Here is an 18,025-nt window from a genome sequence, read left to right on the forward strand (position 1 = left end):
CCGTGGTCGACAGTCTGTGCGACCCCTGAGGGGATCACTGTGCGCATACGTACGCTCGGAACGACTCTGCGCTCCTCCCGTTCGTCTGCGGCGCTCTCCCTGGCCGCCCTCACCGCGGTGGGCCTTGCCACCGCCGGACTGAGCACGGCCGCGCAGGCCGCCGCTCCCGCCGCCGCCGCTCCGGCCGCCGTCGCTCCGGTCGGTGCCACGGTCCATGACGTCCACCTCGGCGAGAAGCAGATCAACCGTCACAGTGCCCCGGCGCTCCAGCAGGCGGGCAACCGCAACACGCTGAGCGTGCGGTCCAGCGGCAAACAGGGTGTGGTCTCGCCGACGCCCAAGGTGTACCTGGTCTTCTGGGGCTCTCAGTGGGCGAGCGACCCGGCCGGGGTCGCGCCCGACCTGCGGGCGATGTTCCAGGGCCTGTACGGCTCCGCGGACACGTGGGGCACCATCCTCACCCAGTACTGCGAGGGCGTCGCCAGCGGGACCACCAAATGCGGCACCAGCGGCACGCACGTGACCCACCCGACGTCCAGCCCGCTGGCCGGTGTCTGGTTCGACAACGCGAGTGCCGCTCCGGCCAACGCCACCACCGCGCAGATCGCGGCCGAGGCCGGCAGCGCCGCCGCGCACTTCGGCAACACCACGCAGGCGCCCAACCTGAACGCGCAGTACGTGGTGGTCTCGGCCACCGGAACCCACCCGGACGGCTTCCCGAACTCGGGCTTCTGCGCCTGGCACGACAAGACCTCGTCGAGCTACGGCACCCTCGCCTACACCAACCTCCCGTACGTCCCGGACCTCGGCGCGGGCGCGTGCACGACCTTCACGGACGGGCGGATGCTCTCCGGGATCGAGTCGACCGAGACGCACGAGTACGCGGAGACGGTGACCGACTTCTGGCCGAGCGTCGGCTGGAACGGGCACAACGGGGAGATAGGCGACGAGTGCGAGAACCTCGACGCCTACGTGCCGCTGAGCACGGGCACCTTCGACCTGCAAGGACTCTGGTCGAACGCGGCCAACGCCTGCGTCACCAAGGGCTGAGGCAGGGAAGAAGGGTGAGGCGCCGTCACCAGGCGGCGTCTCAACACCGGCCCTCCGGCACGGGCTTTCCGGGCACGGGCCTTCAGGGCACGGGCACCGGCACGGCGGGAGTGCAGCCGTGGCCGGCGGGTTGGGCGCCGCAGACCTGGAGGGTGGTGCCAGGGGTGCCGGCGTCGACCATCATGGAGTAGTTGTCGTAGCCCCAGTGGACCAACGCGGTCTGGTGGTCACCGGCGGACGTCGTGATGGTCGCGGTGTCACCGCGCGCACCGTCGGTGAGGGCGCCCCAGGCGGCCTTGCAGCGGGCGCTGTAGTGCAGGTAGATGACCATGGCGCCGACGTTCTGGGTGATCAGATCACGTGCGTCGGCGACGCATCCGGTCGACTGCGGGTCCCTGCCCGCGCAGCCCACGCCCAGGCACGTCGGCGGCGCGGACGCGCTGACGGGGATGACGACGGGCGTGCGGTCGGAGCTCGCGGCGGCGTTCGAGGGCGAGGTCGCGGACGTCAGCCAGGCACCGCCGACGGCGCCCAGCAGCGCCGAGACGAGGGCGATCACGACCGTGCGGGCCGCGCTGGTACCGGCGAGCCATCGCCGGAACCCCGACCACCGGGCCCGGACATCGGCAGGTGGGGGAGTCTCGCTGGCCGGCTCGGAAGCAGCATCCTGAAGGCGTTCCTCCGGGGAAGCAGCGGCCTGGGAAGCAGCGGCCTCGGAGCCGGGCTCCTGGGCCGCCAGGGCGAGCAGGGGACGAAGCAGGCGTGCGCGCTCGTCGACGTTGGCGGCCAGGCTCTCCAGGGCCTGCTCGGTGATCACCCGTTTGCCGTTGAACCAGCGCTCCCAGGAGGCCTTGCTGTAGTGGGTGCGTGTCCCGATCTGGGTGAGGGACAGGCCGCTGCGGTCCTTGATCGCGCGGAGTTCCTCGGTCAGGCGGCGGGCGCTTCCGCGCAGGTCCTCGGGTATCGGCCGCCAGTTCGCGCCCACGGTTCTCGTTCTCTCCACTGCTTGGGGGCAGTCAGTCTCCCACAGCGGCGGCGATGGCCCGGAGTGCTGTCGTACCGTCACCGCCCTGGCGGGTGGTGCCCACGGCGCCTGCCAGCCGGCCCAGACCCCGGACGGTGCAGCTCTCCGGCGAGTCCGCGACCCTGACGTCGAGGTCGAGCCGGTCCCGCAGGAGGGTGCTGAGCCAGGCGTCGCGGGCGCAGCCGCCGGTGAGCACGATGCCGTGCTGGGTGATGTCCGCGCTCAGCTCGGTCGGGCAGCGGGCCAGCAGTGCGCCCATGCCGTCGACGAGGACGTCGACCGCGGGGGAGATGGCCCGGTGCACATCCTCCGCGGAGAACGTCGCCAGCAGGGGCGTGCCGAACTCGGTGCGACGGCCTTTGGCCTCCAGCACGCGGGCGGAGGGGTCGCCGTCCCAGGACCCGGCGGCGATCCGCAGCTGCTCGGCGGCGGTCGGGCCGAGGTCCACGCGGTGGTGGCGCCGGGCCCACGCGGCGAGAGCGCGGTCGAAGGTGTTCCCGCCGACGGTGAGCGAGGTGGCGCTGACGAGCTGTCCGAAGGCGAAGACGGCCAGGTCGCTGGTGCCCGCGCCGAGGTCGACGACCATGGTGCCGGTCTCCTGGTCGATCGGCAGGCCCGCGCCGACCGCGGCCGCCAGCGGCGCGGGGAAGGTGAGTGCCTTGGCCGCACCCGCCTGGAGCAGCGCCTGCTCCAGCGCCTTGACGTGGATGCCGCGGCTTTCGACGGTGACCGCGGTGGCGACGGTCGGACGCAGCGAGAACCGGCTGGCGCGGGCCTGGTCCAGGGCCAGCCGGGCGAGGACCCGGGCACCCTCGAAGTCGGTGATGGTGCCGGCGCTGAGCGGGCTGACCGTGGTCATGCCCGGAGGGGTCCGGCCGGTCATCCTCTGGGCGGGCTCGCCGAAGGCGAAGGCGATCCCCCGGTCCAGGTCGAACGCGACCACGGACGGCTCGTCGAAGACGACCCCACCGCGCGACCGCCAGGCCCGCACCCGGGACGTGCCGAGGTCGAGCGCGATCAGACGGTCGGTGACGAGTCGGTCGGTCACCAGTCGGTTCACGTGCATCCCCGCTCCCTGAGTGAAGGTCTGCTGATAGGCAGTCAGATTCTGTGCTCTCTTCCATGCAGCGGCCGGATCGCCGTCGCTGCATCCCGGGGACGCTGAAAGAGGGAGGGCATCCACTCCGGTGGAGTGGATGCGGCGGGGTGACCCTGCCGGAGTGGTCCTGCCGGAGTGGCACGGCGCAGAGCACGGGCCGATGATCGAGACATGCCCGACGAGCCCCGCCGCTCGCTGGCCGAGCGCGCCTTCGAGCAGTCACCGGTGCCCTGGATGCTGTGCGACGCCACCGGGCGGCTGCTGCGGATCAACGCGCAAATGAGCGAGCTCGGCGGCTGGTCCGACTCCGGCCTCACGGACCAGGACCTGCGCGGACGGCTGCCGTCCGAGCTGCCGCTGCCGCACATCCACCGCTCGGTGCTGGACGAGTCGGAGCGGCTGATCCGCGAGGTCGCCGCGACCGGGGTGCCGATCACGCTGGAGACCTACGCCCCTCGCCCCGGTGAGTCGCGGACCCGCGCCTGTGCCGTCTCGTACACGCCGGTGCGGAACGAGGACGGGAAGTTGGACGCGGTGGCGGTCACCGCCGTCGAGTTCTCCGAGCAGTTCCTCGCGCGTCGGCGGCAGGCGCTGCTCGACGCGGCGGGAGCCCGGATCGGCACCTCACTGGACGTCAGCCGGACCGCTCAGGACCTGGCGGACGTCGTCGTCCCGGGCTTCGCCGACTTCGTCAGCGTCGACCTGCTCGACGACGTCTTCCACGGCGACGAACCGGCGGCGGGGCCACCGACGGGGGACGTGCTGTTGCGTCGCGCCGCGCAGGCGGGCGTTGGTCCGCACCTGGACGGACCCGACGCGGGGGTGGTGGGGGTCGGCGCGCGTGGCGGCTACCCGCCGGGATCGCCTTCGTCACCGAACTGGTCGTCAGCGAGCTGGTGACCAACGCGATCCGCTACGGCCGCCCGCCGGTACGGCTTCGACTGATCCGCGACACGGCGCTGACCTGCGAGGTCTCCGACGCCAGCGGCACCGTGCCGCATCTGCGCCGCGCCCGCTCCTTCGAGGAGGGCGGGCGCGGACTGATGCTGGTGGCCCAGTGCTCGACACGCTGGGGCACCCGGCACTCACCCCAGGGCAAGACCATCTGGGCCGAGCAGGCCCTGCCTACCGGGACAGCTGCCACCAGCACTGCTGCTGCCGCCATTGCTGCTACTGGTACTGCTTCCGCAGCTCCCGCTTGAGCACCTTGTGGCTGGGGCCGAGCGGGAACGCGTCGGTGAACTCGACCCGGCGCGGGTACTTGTGCTTGGCCAGGTGCTCCTTGGACCAGGTGACGATCTCCTCGGCCGTCGGCGCGGGACTGACGGCCGGGTCCAGGACCAGGACCGCGCAGACCTCCTCGCCGTGCACGTCGTCGGGCAGACCGATGACCGCCGCCTCCGCCACGGCCGGGTGGCGCAGCAGCGTCTCCTCCACCTCGCGCGGGTAGACGTTGAAGCCGCCGCGGATCACCACGTCCTTCTTGCGGTCCACGATGGAGAGAAAGCCGTCGGCGTCCTTGCTGCCCAGGTCGCCGGTGCGGAACCAGCCGTCGACCAGGGCCTGCCGGGTGGCCTCGGGGTTGTCGAGGTAGCCGAGGAAGACGTTGTGCCCGCGCACCACGACCTCGCCCAGCTCGCCGGCGGGCAGCAGCTCGATCCGGTCGTCCAGCTCGGCGCGGGCGATCTCCACGTCCACGCCCCAGACCGGGTGGCCGACCGTCCCGGCCCGGGTGCCCAGGTCGGGGTGGTTGACGGACGCGGTCGGCGAGGTCTCGGAGAGGCCGTAGCCCTCGCAGATGCTGACGCCGAAGGTCGCGTTGAACCGCTCCAGCACGGTGACCGGAAGCGACGCGCCGCCGGAGATGCACAGGTCCAGCCGGGGCAGCCGCGGTTGCGGTGACTGGGGTTCTGACAGCTCCGGTGCGGCCTTCGCCGCCTCCAACAGCGCCAGGTACATCTGCGGCACGCCGTGGAAGTGCGTGACGCCCTCACGGACCATCAGTTCCAGTGCCTGTCCGGCATGGAAGCGCGGCAGCAGTACGAGGGCGGCCCCGGCCCGCCAGGTCGAGTTCATCGACACGGTCTGGCCGAAGGTGTGGAACAGCGGCAGTGCGCCGAGCGCCACGTCGTCCGGGGAGGTGTGGTTGGCGTCGAAGGCGTTGGTCGTCGCGTTCATCACCAGGTTGAGGTGGCTGAGCACCGCGCCCTTGGGCTTGCCGGTGGTGCCGCTGGTGTAGAAGACGACGGCCGGGTCCTCGGCGTCGCGCGCCACGAAGTGCGGCAGCGGGTCGACCGTTGCGGCGAACTCCTCCAACCGGCCCAGCGCGCCCGCCATCGGCGCCTCAGGGCCGACTCCGACCAGCGGCACGCCCGCCTCGGCCGCCGCGACGGCGGCGACCTCGGCGTTGGCGGCGTGGGCGATCAGCAGCCGCGCGCTCGAGTCGCGCAGCACGAAGGCGACCTCCTCGGCCGTCAGCAGCAGGTGCACCGGCACCACGACGCCGCCCGCGGCGAGGATCGCGTAGTACGCGCGGCAGAACTCGGCCACGTTGGGAGCCATCAGTGCCACCCGGTCGCCGGGCTGCACGCCCAGGCGGACCAGTGCGGCGGCCTGGCCCAGCGACTGCTGCCACAACTCGCCGAAGGTGAGCCGGGTCGCGCCCTCGACCAGGGCGAGCTTGCCGGGCCTGCGCCGGGCGTTCTCGGCCAGTACCGAGGCCAGCGACAGGGTGGTCACCGGGCGCCCCCGTTGACGTACAGGGTCTGGCCGCTGACGTAGGAGGCGTCCTCGGAGGCGAGGAAGGCGACCACGGAGGCGATGTCCTCCGGCTGGCCGACGCGGCGCAGCGGGGTGCGCTCGGCGGCCAGCGTCTGGTGCTCCTCGGCGGAGGCGCCGACCCGCTCGGCGGTGGCGGCGGTCATCGAGGTGGCGATGTAGCCGGGGGCGACGGCGTTGACGTTGATGTTGAACGGGCCCAACTCGATGGCCAGCGTGGCGGTCAGGCCCTGGATCCCGGCCTTGGCGGCGGCGTAGTTGGCCTGGCCTCGGTTGCCCAGCGCGGAGCGGGAGGAGAGCGAGACGATCTTGCCGTACTTCTGCGCGCACATGTACGTCTGCGCCACGTGGCTGCAGTTGTAGGCGCTGGTCAGATTGACCGTCAGCACCGCGTCCCAGTCGGTCTTCGGCATCTTGAAGAAGAGGTTGTCGCGGGTGATCCCGGCGTTGTTGACCAGGATGTGGACGGCCCCGAAGTCGGCGACGACCTGTGCGAAGACCGCCTCGACGGCGTCGTAGTCGGCGACGTCGCAGCCGTAGGCGCGGGCGGTGCCGCCCTTGGCCGTGATGGTGTCGACCGTCTGCTGCGCCCGCTCGGGGGTCAGGTCGACGACGGCCACGCTCGCGCCCTCGTCGGCGAGACGCATCGCGGTGGCGGCGCCGATGCCCTGGGCCGCGCCGGTGACGACGGCGACGCGGTCGGTGAAGCGGTTCATGGGTGGGGATCCCTTTCGCTTACTTACGGTTCCGGAGGAAAAGTCTGTGAGGGGGCGGCGCTCAGTCGCGGTCGACCAGCACGGCGGTGCCCTGGCCGACGCCGACGCACATGGTGGCCAGGCCGTGGTGGGCGTCCGTGCGGGACATGCGGTGGAGCAGGGTGGTCAGGATGCGGGCACCGGAGGCGCCCAGCGGGTGGCCGATGGCGATGGCGCCGCCCTGGGGGTTGACCAGCTCCGGGTCGACGCCCAGCTCGCGCACGCACGCCAACGCCTGCGCGGCGAACGCCTCGTTGAACTCGGCCGTCTCGATGGACTCCAAACCGCGTCCGCTGCGCTTCAGCACCCGCTGCACGGCCGGGACCGGGCCGATGCCCATCACGTCGGGGTGGACGCCCGCGCTGGCGCCCATGACGTAGCGGCCCAGCGGCTCGACCCCGAGCTCGGTCAACGCCTCCTCGCTGCAGAGCAGCAGACCGGCCGCGCCGTCGTTCATCGGGGAGGCGTTGCCCGCCGTGACCGTCCCGCCCGCGCGGAACACAGGCTTGAGCGAGGCCAGCTTGGTCAGGCTGGTGTCGGGGCGGATCGACTCGTCCGCGGTGACCATCGTGCCGTCCGCCAGCGTGACCTCGGCCAACTCGGCGTCGAAATGGCCCGCGTCGCGGGCGGCGGTGGCCAGGGTGTGGCTGCGCAGAGCGAAGGCATCCTGGTCCTCGCGGCTGACGTTGTACCGGAGGGAGACCTCCTCGGCCGTCTCGCCCATCGACAGGACGCCGTGCAGCTCCTTCATCCTCGGGTTGGTCATGCGCCAGCCGAGCTTGGTGTCGAAGATCTCCTGGCCGTGCGGCAGGGCCTGCTCGGCGCGGGGGAGCACGAACGGGGCGCGGCTCATCGACTCGGAGCCGCCCGCCAGCACGATGTCCGCCTCGCCCGCGGCGATGGCGCGGGCGGCCGTGGTGACCGCCTCCAGGCCGGACGCGCAGAGGCGGTTGAGCGTGGCTCCGGGGACCGACTCCGGGATGCCGGCCAGCAGCACCGCCATGCGGGCGATGTTGCGGTTGTCCTCTCCGGCCTGGTTGGCCGCGCCCCAGTAGACGTCGTCGATCCGGGCCGGATCGAGGGCGGGGACCGCGTCCAGCACTGCACGGACGGCGGTCGCGGCCAGGTCGTCCGGCCGGACGCCGGAGAGCACCCCGCGCAGTCGGCCGATCGGGGTCCGCTTGGCGGCGGCGAAGTAGACAGGGCGCATCGTCGGGCTCCTGAATGCTGTATGGGTGCGGGTATCGGCTGACGGAGAGTCAGAAGGCGTTGACGCCGGTGAGGGCGCGGCCGATGAGGAGCTTCTGGATCTGGCTGGTGCCCTCGTAGAGGGTCATCACGCGGGCGTCGCGGACGTACTTGCCCACCGGGTACTCGTCGATGAAACCGTATCCACCGAAGACCTGGAGGGCGGTGTTGGCGGCCTTGACCGCCGCCTCGGAGGCGTAGAGCTTGGCGACCGAGGACTCCGTCTGGAACGGCAGGCCGCGCTCGATCAGGTCGGCCACCCGCCAGACCAGCAGCCGGGCCGCGTCGAGCTCGACCTTGATGTCGGCGAGCATCTCCTGCACCAGCTGGTGGGCGGCGATCGGCTTGGCGAACTGCTCGCGCTGGGTGGCGTAGGCGACGGCGGCGTCCAGGGAGGCCTGGATGATGCCGACGCAGCCCGCCGCCACCGACATCCGGCCCTTGGCCAGCGCGGACATGGCGACGTTGAAGCCCTTGCCCTCCGGGCCGAGCATGGCGTCGGCGGGGACCCGGACGTCCTCGAAGGCCAGTTCGGCGGTGGGCTGGCCGCGCAGGCCGAGCTTGCCGTGGACGGTCGTACGGGTCAGGCCCGGGGTGTCGGTCGGGACCAGGAAGGCGCTGACGCCTTTGTGGCCCTGCTCCGGGGTGCCGGTGCGGGCGAAGACGAGGGCGACCTCGGCCCAGGTGCCGTTGGTGATGAACATCTTGGCGCCGTTGATGACCCAGTGATCGCCGTCGCGGACGGCCCGGGTGGTGAGGTTGCCCGCGTCGGAGCCGGTGCCGGGCTCGGTGAGGGCGAAGCAGCCCAGCGCCTCGCCCGAGCAGAGGCGCGGCAGCCACTCCTGCTTCTGCTCCTCGCTGCCCCAGTGGTCGACCGACTTGGCGACCAGGCCCAGCGAGACCGAGAGCAGCCCGCGCACGGAGGAGTCGCCGCGGCCGAGCTCCTCGGTGACCAGCACGTACGCCAGGTGGTCGCCGCCGGAGCCGCCGTACTCCTCGGGGATGGTGAGGCCGAGGAAACCGAGGTCCCCCAGCTTCTTCACGATGCCCTGGTCGACCTGTTCGGCCCGGTCCCAGGCGGCGGCGTGCGGCACGATCTCGCGGTTGACGAAGTCGGCCGCCAGCTCGCGTACGGCGGCCTGCTCGTCGGTGAGCTCCAGGTTCACGGCGATTCCCTGCGTTCCCATTAAACTAGCGCTGCAAGTTTTTGGACTGTAACGCGATCGGGCACTCTTAGGGAAGCCCGAACCGCCTCAGCGAGGGAGAACCAGCAGGATGGCCAGGCCGCGCAACCCGCTGCTGAGCCGGGAGCGGATCGTCGTGACCGCGCTGCGGCTCGTCGACGAGGAGGGCCTGGACGCGTTCTCCACCCGCAAGCTCGCCGCCGAGCTCGGCGTCAGCGGCCCGTCGCTCTACAACCACTTCCCGACCAAGGACGCCCTGCTCGACGCGGTCGTGGACCTGGTGGTCGGCGAGGTGGAGCTGGACATGCTCGGCCGCGACCCGTGGCCGGACGCGCTGCGCGAGTGGGCCCGCTCCTACCGGTCGGCGCTGGTCGCACACCCGAACCTGGTGCCCGCACTGGCGCACGGACCGGGACGGCGTCCGCATGCGCTGAAGCTCGCCGACGCGGTCTTCGGCGCGCTCGTCGACGCGGGCTGGCCGCGCGGCGAGGCGACCCGGATCGGCGCGCTGATGCGCTACCTGGTCTTCGGCTCGGCGCTGGGATCGTTCGCCGGCGGCTTCGTGGACGACGCCGGGCTGTACGACGCCGAGGAGTACCCGCACCTGAACCAGGCGCACCTGCTGGCGGAGCGCCAGCGTGCCGTCGACGAGGGCGCGTTCGAGCTCGGGCTGGAGGCCCTGCTGCTCGGGCTGCAGGACCGGTTCGCGCGGCTCTGACCAGTGCGCCGGGCGGGGCACGACAGGGCCTACTAGGATCCGGGCATGCTGAAGGCCGATCGTTTCGCCCGGATCCTGGACCATGTCGCGCGGGCCGGCAGTGCCGACGTGCACGAGCTCGCCGAGCTCCTCGACGTCTCCGGGGCCACCATCCGGCGCGACCTGCAGGCGCTGGACGAGCAGGGACTGCTCCGCCGCACCCACGGCGGAGCGGTGACCGGCAGCGTCAACCTGGAGCTGCCGCTGCGGCACCGGGCCGGGGCGCGGCAGGACGAGAAGCACCGGATCGCGCTGGCCGCAGCCGAGTTGGTACCGGACGGCGCGGTGGTCGGGCTGGCGGGCGGCAGCACGGTCACCGAGCTGGCCCGGCTGCTGGCGGAGCGCAGCAGGTCGGCGGAGGGCGGCAAGAGCGCGGAGGGCGGCAGGCTGACCGTGGTCACCAACGCGGTGAACATCGCGGCGGATCTGATCGTCCGTCCGGAGATCCGGCTGGTCGTCATCGGCGGGCAGGCCCGCACGGCCAGTTACGAGCTGGTCGGACCGGCCGCCGACGAGCATCTGGCCCGGTATCGACTGGACATCGCGTTCATCGGCGTCGACGGCCTCAGTGCCGACGCGGGCTGCACCACCCATGACGAGATGGAGGCGCACACCGACCGCGCCTTCCTGCAGGTGGCCTCGCAGGGCGTGGTGCTGGCGGACGCCAGCAAGCTCGGCAAGGCCACCTTCGCCAGCATCTGCCCGCTGCGCGAGATCGACGCCGTGGTCACCGACGCGACCCCGCCCGAGCCCGAGCGCAGCGCGTTGGCCGAGGCTCGGGTGCGGGTGATCACTGCCTGACGTTCGGTCAGTGATTCAGCGACCCAAGCGAATCGGGTGACCCGAGCGAACCGGGTGAATCGGGTGACCCGAGCGAACCGAGCGAACCGAGCAACCCGAGCAACCGGGCGACCTCGGCGGCGACCGCGTCACGTCCGGGGGCGAGCCAGCGGCGCGGGTCGACCAGCTTCGGATCGGCGGCGAGGGCGCCGCGGACCGCCTCGGTGAAGAGGCGGTTGAGGTGCGTGGAGACGTTGATCTTCCGCATCCCGGCCGCAGCGGCGGCGACCAGGCTCTCGTCCGGGACGCCGGAGGATCCGTGCAGCACCAGCGGCACCGGGACGGCGGCGTGCAGACGCCCGATCAGCTCCAGGTCCAGGCGGGCGGTCCGGGAGGTCATGGCGTGCTCGCTGCCGACGGCGACGGCGAGCGCGTCCACGCCGGTGCGGGCGACGAACTCGGCCGCCTCCGCCGGATCGGTCCGCACGCCGGGGGCGTGCGCGCCGTCCTTGCCTCCTATCTCACCGAGTTCGGCCTCGACGAAGAGCCCGTTCTGGTGGCACCAGGCGGTCACCTCGGCGGTGGTGCGGAGGTTCTCCGCCCACGGCAGCGTCGAGCCGTCGTACATCACCGAGCCGAAGCCGTGGTCAGCCGCCTCGCGGACCAGGCGCTCGTCGGTGGCGTGGTCGAGGTGGAGCGCGGCCTCGGCGCCGCTCCGCTCGGCCGCGAGGCGCGCGGCGGCGGCGACGGGTGCGAGCGCGCCGTGGTAGCCCACGGCGTTCTCGCTGATCTGCAGCACGACGGACGCCTTGGCCTGCTCGGCACCGGCCAGGATCGCCTCGGCGTGCTCGATCTGGATCACGTTGAAGGCGAAGACGGGTCCGGCGTCGAGGATCCGGCTCAGCGGGACGAGGGGCACGGCGGGGCTCCAGGAGCGATCGGAGGGCGGAGTTGGGCGTAGAGCCGGGCGTCGAAGTCCCCGGCGAGGGGAGCGGCGACGGCTGCCGCCGAGAGCGCGACGGCGTCGGCGAGCGCCTCGGCGGGCGGGGTGTCACGGGCGAGCGCCAGCGCGGCGGAGGCGGCGTCACCCGCGCCGGTGGGGTTGCCGCTGACCGCGCGCGGCGGCGCGACGTGGAGGCGCTCGCCGTTCCAACACGCCGTCAGGCCGTCGGCACCGGCCGACACGACGGCGGCGCGGGCACCGGCGGCGACGAGCGCGGCGGGGAGGTCGGACGCGGCGGGTGGCTCGTGCTCGTAGCCGAGGGCACGGCGGGCTTCCTCGACGTTCGGCTTGGCCAGCGCGGGAGCGGCGGCGAGCGCTGCCCGCAACGCCGGGCCGTCGGCGTCCACGAGCGCGGGCACACCGGCCTCGGCGGCAAGACGGACCAGCTGGGCATAGGCGTCGCCGGGCACGCCCGGCGGCAGACTGCCGGAGAGGACCACCGCGCCCGCGCGGTCCAGGGCGGGCGTGAAGTAGTCGCGGACGAACCGCTGCCACTCCTCGTCGGCGACGACCGGTCCGGGCTCCCACAGGCCCGTCACGTCTCCACCGGACACCACGGCCACGGCGCGGCGGGTCGGTCCGGCGATCGGCGTGAACCGGTGTGGGATGCCCGAGGCGTCCAGGTCGGCGCGGAGCACGGCACCCGTCGCGCCACCGGCCAGGCCGAGCGCGAGGGTCTTCTCGCCGAGGTGGGTGAGCACCCGGGCGGTGTTGACGCCCTTGCCGCCCGCCCGCTCCGCGACCGAGCGGACCCGGTGGGTCGTGCCCGGTCGCAGCGCGTCCACGACGTAGGTGACGTCGAGGGCCGCGTTGAGCGTGACGGTGAGGATCATGCGCGTACTGCCGTTCATGTGAGCACAGCCGATCACGCCAGGACGACGGAGCGGGTCAGGTGCGTCGGGTTGTCGACGTCGCGGCCCAGGCGGTCGGCCAGGGTGACGCCGAGGCGCTGCACCTTGACCAGCTCGGCCAGCGGGTCGTGACGCGGCGTCACCAGGTGTGCCCCGGTGTCCCGGATCTGGTCCCCCAGGCCCTCGGGGAGCGGGCCGAGGCTCCAGACCACGCGGCCGGGGCGGGCGATGCTGATCGGGCCGTGACGGTACTCCATGGCGGGGTACGACTCGGTCCACCAGGCGGCGGTCTCGCGGACCTTGAGGGCCGCCTCGCGGGCCACGCCGTAGCTCCAGCCGCGGCCGAGGAAGCTGACCTGCTCCGCCGTCACCACGGCGTCGGCGAGCGGCTCGTCCACCGCCTCGGCCGCCTGCGCGGGGAGGTGCGCCACGTCCTCGCCGAGGTGCGCGCGGAGCAGCACCATCTGCGAGGTGGGGAACCGGGTCTGGACGACGGAGCGCTCGTCGGCCCAGTCCAGCACCACGAGGTCGTCGGCCAGGTCGGCGACCGGGGTGGCCGGGTCGGCGGTGATCGCGGTGGTGGCCACCTGGCCGCGCAGCGCCTCCAGCAGGGCCAGCACCTCGGTGGTGGTGCCGGAGCGGGACAGGGCCAGGACCCGGTCGTAGCGACGCGAGAACCCTGTGCCGAGCGGCGCCTCGGAGGCGGCGAAGGCGTCGGTCTCGCCGCCCGCCTCGCCCGCCGCCTCGCGCAGGGCGGCGTAGGACTGGGCCATGAACCACGAGGTGCCGCAGCCGACCACGGCCACCCGCTCGCCCGGTCGCGGCAGCAGTCCGGAGACCTGCGGCAGCAGGTCGATCGCCCGCTGCCAGCAGTCGGGCTGCGAGGCGATCTCGATCGACGTCTGAGAGCTCACCGGCTGTCCTCCAGGAGTGTCGTATGCCGTCTGCTCATTCTTGCTCAGATAGGCATCCAGATGTGCAGTGATGAGCATAGCGACTCGATGTGCAATGCGAAACGCCCCGTCCGGCCAAAGCCGGACGGGGCGTCGCGTGTGCGTGCCTACTGCTTGACCGTGCCGTACGGAGCGGAGCCGTCGCCGGCTGTGCTGTTCGGAGCGGCCGGGGTGAGCTGCGGGGCCTCCTGCGGAAGCGCGCGTGGTGCGTTGTAACGACCGAGGTCGTCGTGCACGGCGAGCGCGACACGCTCTATGGTCGTGATGCCGTAGTCCATGGTCGACTGGTTGTCCGTCAGCACGACCATCCGGTAGTCCTTGGTCTTGCTGGTGAAGACGCCGATGCTGTGCACCCGCCAGCCGAGCGTGGCGCGCGGCAGCCAGCCGTTCTTGTTGTGGGCGGCGACACCGGCCGGGGTTCCGTACGGGGTGCCCCAGCGCTGGTCGGACTCGACGTGGCCCATCAGGCCCAGCGCGTACGCCTTGCCGGCGGGAGAGAGCACGTCGGTGCGGTCGGTGAAGGCGTCGAGAAGCTTCATCTCGTCGCGCGCGGTGATCTGGGTCAGGCCCCAGTAGCCGCCCTGGCCGAGGTGGGTGCTGGTCATGCCGACCAGGCGCAGGAAGTGGTTCAGCTCGGCCATGCCGAGGTTGTCCCACAGGTTGGTGGCCGCCTGGTTGTCGGAGTTCTCGATCATGGTGCGCAGGTTGCTCACCTCGAACGAGTCCAGGTAGCGGTGCTCGTCCTCGGCCCGGCGGAGCAGGGCGCCCATGATGGTCGCCTTGACCACGCTGGCGGAGTCGAAGTGCCAGGTGGAGTGGAGCGCGCAGGAGACGCCCGTCTTCTGGTCCCAGACGTCGAGCGCATAGGTGTCGTAGCGACCGCGCACGGCTGACGCGATGTCACGCGACAGCTTGGCGGCCAGTGCCGGGTGCTTCGCCGAGGTGCAGATCGGCGTGGTCGCCGCTGCGGCGGGCTGGGCCAGTCCCAGAGGGGCCAGCGCGGCCACCGCGGTCGTGCCGAGGGCGACCGCCAGCGCGCGACGGACGCGCGCCCTGAAAGGTGAGACCACTGAGTGGGTCCTTCCGACGTTGGTTGGTGCTGCCTGTGACGATTGTGCGAGTTGACACATCGTCGACTGTGCAGACTTTCCGAACGTCGGCCCGGTTGCTCCGAACGGTGAGCAAAATTCAGGTAACTGACGCCACGGCGTGGCCGCTGTCGCGGGAGATCAGGGCGGCGTAGTGGCCGCTGCGGGTCATCAGCTCGTCGTGGGTGCCGCGTTCGACGATCCGGCCGGCGTCGAGGACGACGATCTGGTCGGCGTCGTGGATGGTGGACAGGCGGTGGGCGATGGTGACGGTCGTGCGACCGGCGGACAGGGTGTCGAGCGCCTGCTGCACGGCCTGCTCGGTCTGGGTGTCCAGCGCGCTGGTCGCCTCGTCGAGCACCAGGACGGGCGGGTTGCGCAGAATCGTCCGGGCGATCGCCAGGCGCTGCTTCTCGCCGCCGGAGAAGCGGTAGCCGCGCTCGCCGACCAGGGTGTCGTAGCCGTCGGGCAGCGAGGCGATGTGGTCGTGGATCTGCGCGGCCCTGGCGGCCGCGTGCAGTTCCGCATCGGTGGCGTCGGGCTTGGCGAAGCGCAGGTTCTCGGCGACCGAGGCGTGGAAGAGGTAGGTCTCCTGCGAGACCACGCCGACCGCGTCCGACAGCGCCGCGAAGCTGAGGTCGCGCACGTCGACGCCGTCGATGGTGACCCGGCCCTCGGTCACGTCGTAGAGCCGGGGAACCAGGTAGCTGAGCGAGGTCTTGCCGGAGCCGGTCTCGCCGACGACGGCGAGCGAGCCGCCCGGCGGCACGGTCAGCTCGATGTCCTGCAGCGTCGGCCGCGCCTGACGGTCCTCGTAGCGGAAGCCGACGCCCTCGAACCGGATCTCGCCGCGGACGCGTCCGGCGGGCGTGACCGCGTCGTCCTTCTCGGTGATGTCGGGGACCAGGTCGAGGTACTCGAAGATGCGCTGGAACAGCGCGAGCGAGACCTGGACGGCCACGCCGGTCTGCAGCAGCTGCACGGTCGGCCGGAACAGGCTCTGCTGCAACGTGGTGAAGGCGACCAGCGTGCCCAGCGAGACGGCGGTGCCGTGCGGGCCGGCGGTCAGCCCGGCCGCCCAGTAGATGACGGCGGGCATCGCGGCCATGACGATCTGGATGGTCGACTGCCGCCAGCGCCCGGCCATGTCGGCCCGCACCTCGAGGTCGGCGAGCGCGGACGACTGATGGGAGAAGTCGTCGCTCAGCGCCCGGGAGCGGCCCATGGTCCGGCCGAGCAGGATGCCGCTGACCGAGAGCGACTCCTGCATGATCGACGAGATCGACGCCATCTGCCGCTGCCGCTCGTTGGCGATCCGGCGGCGCTCGTTGCCGACCCGTCGGCTGATCCAGACGAAGAGCGGCAGCAGCGCCAGCGAGACGATGGTCAGCTGCCAGTCCAGGGCGACCATGGCGATGATGGTGGCGACCACGGTGGTGGCGTTGGAGACCAGCGAGGTCGCGGTCGAGGTGATGGTCGCCTGCATGCCGCCGATGTCGTTGGCGATCCGCGACTGCACCTCGCCGGTGCGGGTGCGGGTGAAGAAGGCCAGCGGCATCCGCTGCAGGTGGGCGTAGACGGCGGTGCGCAGGTCGTGCATGACCTGCTGGCCGACGCTGGTGGAGATGTAGGTCTGCCAGACGTTGAAGACGGAGTTCGCCACGGCGACCGCGATCATGCCGAGGACCAGCACGGACAGCAGCCCGGTCCGCCGCTCGGGGATCGCCACGTCCAGCACGGCCCGCAGCAGGAACGGCGAGGCGACCGAGACCAGCGAGGAAAGGCCGACCAGGAAGGCGACCACCAGCAGTCGCATCCGGTACGGGTGGAACAGCCGGAGTATCCGGCGGAGCTGTCGCGGCGCCCGCTGCGCGCCCGGATCGCGGGGCGGGGGCGTCCAGTCGGGACCGATCTGTTTCATGGGATCGAGCATAGCTCACTATTGCCATTGCTAATAGTGAGTTCGGCTCAGCAATATTCGACTGTGATGGATCGGCGTGCGGCGCAGCCGCGGGTTACTGGTTGGCGGGCGGGAGGCGGTCCATCCACTTCATGGCGTGCATGACGTCCTCGACGGTCAGGCTGTCGGCCGGGCCGACGGGGGCCCAGACGTGGACCGTGCCGGAGGTGGCGAAGGTCAGGTCGAGCTGGATGGTGTCGTGCAGGGCCGGGGTGCGCCGCAGCGCGGTCAGCTCGACGTGGGTGCCGCCGGGGCTCAGGGTCAGCGAGCCGTCGGCCGGGACGGTCAGCCACGGCAGGACGTGCCCGGAGGCGTCCACCAGTTGCGCCGTGGCGGCCCAGGGCGTGGTGATGTCGATCAGCCGGTCCGCCGTGCCGCCGCCGTTGCGCAGGGTCAGGTAGGCGTCCACCGGGCCCGTCGACTTCGTCGGCGGGGCGAGGTAGGGGGAGCTGCACCCCAGCCGCGGCGGGCTGGACGCGGCCGTCGCGGCGCTCGACGTGGGGGCCGAGCGTCCCCACAGCAGCAGGACGAGCGCGAGCACGGCGACCAGCGGGCCCTGGAGCAGGAGCGTGCGCCGTGCGCCGCTCAGCCCGCCGCGTCCGGCCGCCGCCTGCTCCAGCGCGGCGGCCTGTGCCTCAAGGGCTTCGAGCTCGACATCCGCGGCTTCGTCGCTCATCGCGTCCCCAGGCGGCTAGTGGCTGGTAGGGCGACGGCCTAGTAGCCCGACGGCCAGGTCCAGTCCTTGTACGGGGTGACCGTGCCGATGTCGATCTGGATCTTCTCGAGGTTCTTGAACTGGATCGCGCGCGGGTCGCCGGTGTAGACCTTGCCGTCGACGAACACGGTCATGGTGCCCTTGTCGCCGGCGATCTGGCCGCGGTCGAGGGTCTGGCCCCAGACGTCGAAGAAGTTGCCCAGGTTGTACTGCTGCTCGGTGGGCGACTCGACGTGGATGATGCCGCTCTCGTCGTGCGTGTGCAGGAAGTAGAACGCCTTGCCGCCGTCGACGAACGCGGAGCCGTCCTGGGCCTGCTGCAGGCTGAGCGGCGGGACGATGCCGAGGCCGTAGGGGATCGTCATCTGCTTGCCGTTGACGAAGACCTGCAGGTGCGAGTGGATGTGGTAGACCGTCTGTTCCATCGAGTTGCTCTGCACGATGCCGTCGACGGTGCCGCCGTCCGCCTGGTGGGCAGGGGAGGCGAGCAGGTTCGCGCTCTTGTCGATGGAGGGGTCGGTGGCCGCGGCCACGGCGTCCTGCTTGGTCTTCTGCTTGCTGACGCTCTCGTAGGCCCAGAAGCCCCCCGCCACGAGCCCGGCGACCAGGACGACGCCGCCCACTGACATGGCGATGGTGACGGTGCGCTGGCGTCGAGCCTCGGCCGCGCGCTGTGCGGCGATCTTCTCCTGAGCTATTCGGCGACGCTCGGAGTTCGACGGCTTGTTCTGGGTCATCGGTCCTCGGTTGCTGCTCGGCTGATGGGGGGCGCGTAGCGTC

The 18,025-nt window shown here is 71.9% G+C and carries 17 protein-coding genes and 1 pseudogene; 5 read left to right on the forward strand and 13 right to left on the reverse strand.

What is annotated here, in order from left to right; all coding sequences use genetic code 11:
• Positions 1-39: 39 nt before the first annotated feature.
• Positions 40-1,050: a hypothetical protein gene (locus tag ABH928_RS30170; protein ID WP_370071812.1), complete on the forward strand. Its 1,011-nt coding sequence runs from the start codon at positions 40-42 to the stop codon at positions 1,048-1,050.
• Between the two features lie 82 nt (positions 1,051-1,132).
• Here the strand turns inward: ABH928_RS30170 and ABH928_RS30175 are convergent, their stop codons facing one another.
• The gene (locus ABH928_RS30175; protein WP_370071813.1) at positions 1,133-2,035 is read right to left on the reverse strand and encodes a DUF2690 domain-containing protein; all 903 of its coding nucleotides are present in this window, start codon (positions 2,033-2,035) and stop codon (positions 1,133-1,135) included.
• A 31-nt stretch (positions 2,036-2,066) separates the two neighbouring features.
• Entirely contained in the window at positions 2,067-3,140 is a 1,074-nt protein-coding gene (locus ABH928_RS30180) for a rod shape-determining protein (RefSeq protein ID WP_370071814.1), read from the reverse strand.
• A 204-nt stretch (positions 3,141-3,344) separates the two neighbouring features.
• Between ABH928_RS30180 and ABH928_RS30185 the strand changes: the two genes are divergently transcribed.
• Both ABH928_RS30185 and ABH928_RS30190 read left to right on the forward strand, forming a co-directional pair.
• The gene (locus tag ABH928_RS30185) at positions 3,345-4,073 is read left to right on the forward strand and encodes a PAS domain-containing protein (protein ID WP_370071815.1); all 729 of its coding nucleotides are present in this window, start codon (positions 3,345-3,347) and stop codon (positions 4,071-4,073) included.
• Positions 4,037-4,375, forward strand: a pseudogene (locus ABH928_RS30190) (ATP-binding protein); the annotation flags it as partial. The gene ABH928_RS30185 and the pseudogene ABH928_RS30190, both read left to right, overlap by 37 nt.
• On the opposite strand, the gene ABH928_RS30195 reads toward ABH928_RS30190, so the two are convergent.
• From ABH928_RS30195 to ABH928_RS30210, 4 genes are all read right to left on the reverse strand, one after another.
• Positions 4,344-5,912, reverse strand: coding sequence for a long-chain fatty acid--CoA ligase (locus tag ABH928_RS30195; RefSeq protein WP_370071816.1), 1,569 nt, complete (start codon positions 5,910-5,912; stop codon positions 4,344-4,346). The pseudogene ABH928_RS30190 and the gene ABH928_RS30195 sit on opposite strands and share 32 nt — an antisense overlap.
• Complete coding sequence (fabG, locus tag ABH928_RS30200; protein WP_370071817.1) at positions 5,909-6,667, reverse strand: 3-oxoacyl-ACP reductase FabG; 759 nt, start codon at positions 6,665-6,667, stop codon at positions 5,909-5,911. Before fabG ends, ABH928_RS30195 begins: the two co-directional genes overlap by 4 nt.
• A 61-nt stretch (positions 6,668-6,728) precedes the next feature.
• Positions 6,729-7,916, reverse strand: coding sequence for an acetyl-CoA C-acyltransferase (locus ABH928_RS30205; RefSeq protein WP_370071818.1), 1,188 nt, complete (start codon positions 7,914-7,916; stop codon positions 6,729-6,731).
• 49 nt (positions 7,917-7,965) lie between these two features.
• On the reverse strand, positions 7,966-9,141 hold the full coding sequence (locus tag ABH928_RS30210) for an acyl-CoA dehydrogenase family protein (protein WP_370071819.1): 1,176 nt from the start codon (positions 9,139-9,141) through the stop codon (positions 7,966-7,968).
• An 88-nt stretch (positions 9,142-9,229) separates the two neighbouring features.
• On the opposite strand from ABH928_RS30210, the gene ABH928_RS30215 reads away from it, so the two are divergent.
• Positions 9,230-9,856, forward strand: coding sequence for a TetR/AcrR family transcriptional regulator (locus ABH928_RS30215; protein WP_370071820.1), 627 nt, complete (start codon positions 9,230-9,232; stop codon positions 9,854-9,856).
• A gap of 45 nt (positions 9,857-9,901) precedes the next feature.
• Entirely contained in the window at positions 9,902-10,696 is a 795-nt protein-coding gene (locus tag ABH928_RS30220; RefSeq protein WP_370071821.1) for a DeoR/GlpR family DNA-binding transcription regulator, read from the forward strand.
• Positions 10,697-10,703: 7 nt separating this feature from the next.
• Here ABH928_RS30220 and ABH928_RS30225 read toward each other — a convergent pair whose 3' ends face one another.
• The 7 genes from ABH928_RS30225 to ABH928_RS30255 form a co-directional block, all read right to left on the reverse strand.
• Complete coding sequence (locus ABH928_RS30225) at positions 10,704-11,594, reverse strand: class II fructose-bisphosphate aldolase (protein WP_370071822.1); 891 nt, start codon at positions 11,592-11,594, stop codon at positions 10,704-10,706.
• On the reverse strand, positions 11,576-12,529 hold the full coding sequence (locus tag ABH928_RS30230) for a 1-phosphofructokinase family hexose kinase (RefSeq protein ID WP_370071823.1): 954 nt from the start codon (positions 12,527-12,529) through the stop codon (positions 11,576-11,578). Before ABH928_RS30230 ends, ABH928_RS30225 begins: the two co-directional genes overlap by 19 nt.
• 14 nt (positions 12,530-12,543) lie before the next feature.
• On the reverse strand, positions 12,544-13,443 hold the full coding sequence (locus tag ABH928_RS30235; RefSeq protein WP_370071824.1) for an SIS domain-containing protein: 900 nt from the start codon (positions 13,441-13,443) through the stop codon (positions 12,544-12,546).
• A gap of 146 nt (positions 13,444-13,589) precedes the next feature.
• A complete protein-coding gene (locus ABH928_RS30240; protein ID WP_370071825.1) occupies positions 13,590-14,552 on the reverse strand; it encodes a serine hydrolase in 963 nt (320 codons plus the stop codon).
• Positions 14,553-14,670: 118 nt separating this feature from the next.
• Positions 14,671-16,491 carry an ABC transporter ATP-binding protein gene (locus ABH928_RS30245; protein WP_370071826.1) on the reverse strand — a complete coding sequence of 607 codons (1,821 nt, stop codon included), beginning with the start codon at positions 16,489-16,491 and terminating at the stop codon, positions 14,671-14,673.
• Positions 16,492-16,585: 94 nt separating this feature from the next.
• Complete coding sequence (locus ABH928_RS30250) at positions 16,586-17,206, reverse strand: copper chaperone PCu(A)C (protein ID WP_370071827.1); 621 nt, start codon at positions 17,204-17,206, stop codon at positions 16,586-16,588.
• A gap of 38 nt (positions 17,207-17,244) precedes the next feature.
• The gene (locus ABH928_RS30255) at positions 17,245-17,982 is read right to left on the reverse strand and encodes a hypothetical protein (protein ID WP_370071828.1); all 738 of its coding nucleotides are present in this window, start codon (positions 17,980-17,982) and stop codon (positions 17,245-17,247) included.
• Positions 17,983-18,025 lie beyond the last annotated feature (43 nt).

The organism is Streptacidiphilus sp. MAP5-3, from assembly GCF_041262505.1.
In the GTDB taxonomy this organism is placed as follows: Bacteria; Actinomycetota; Actinomycetes; order Streptomycetales; family Streptomycetaceae; genus Streptacidiphilus.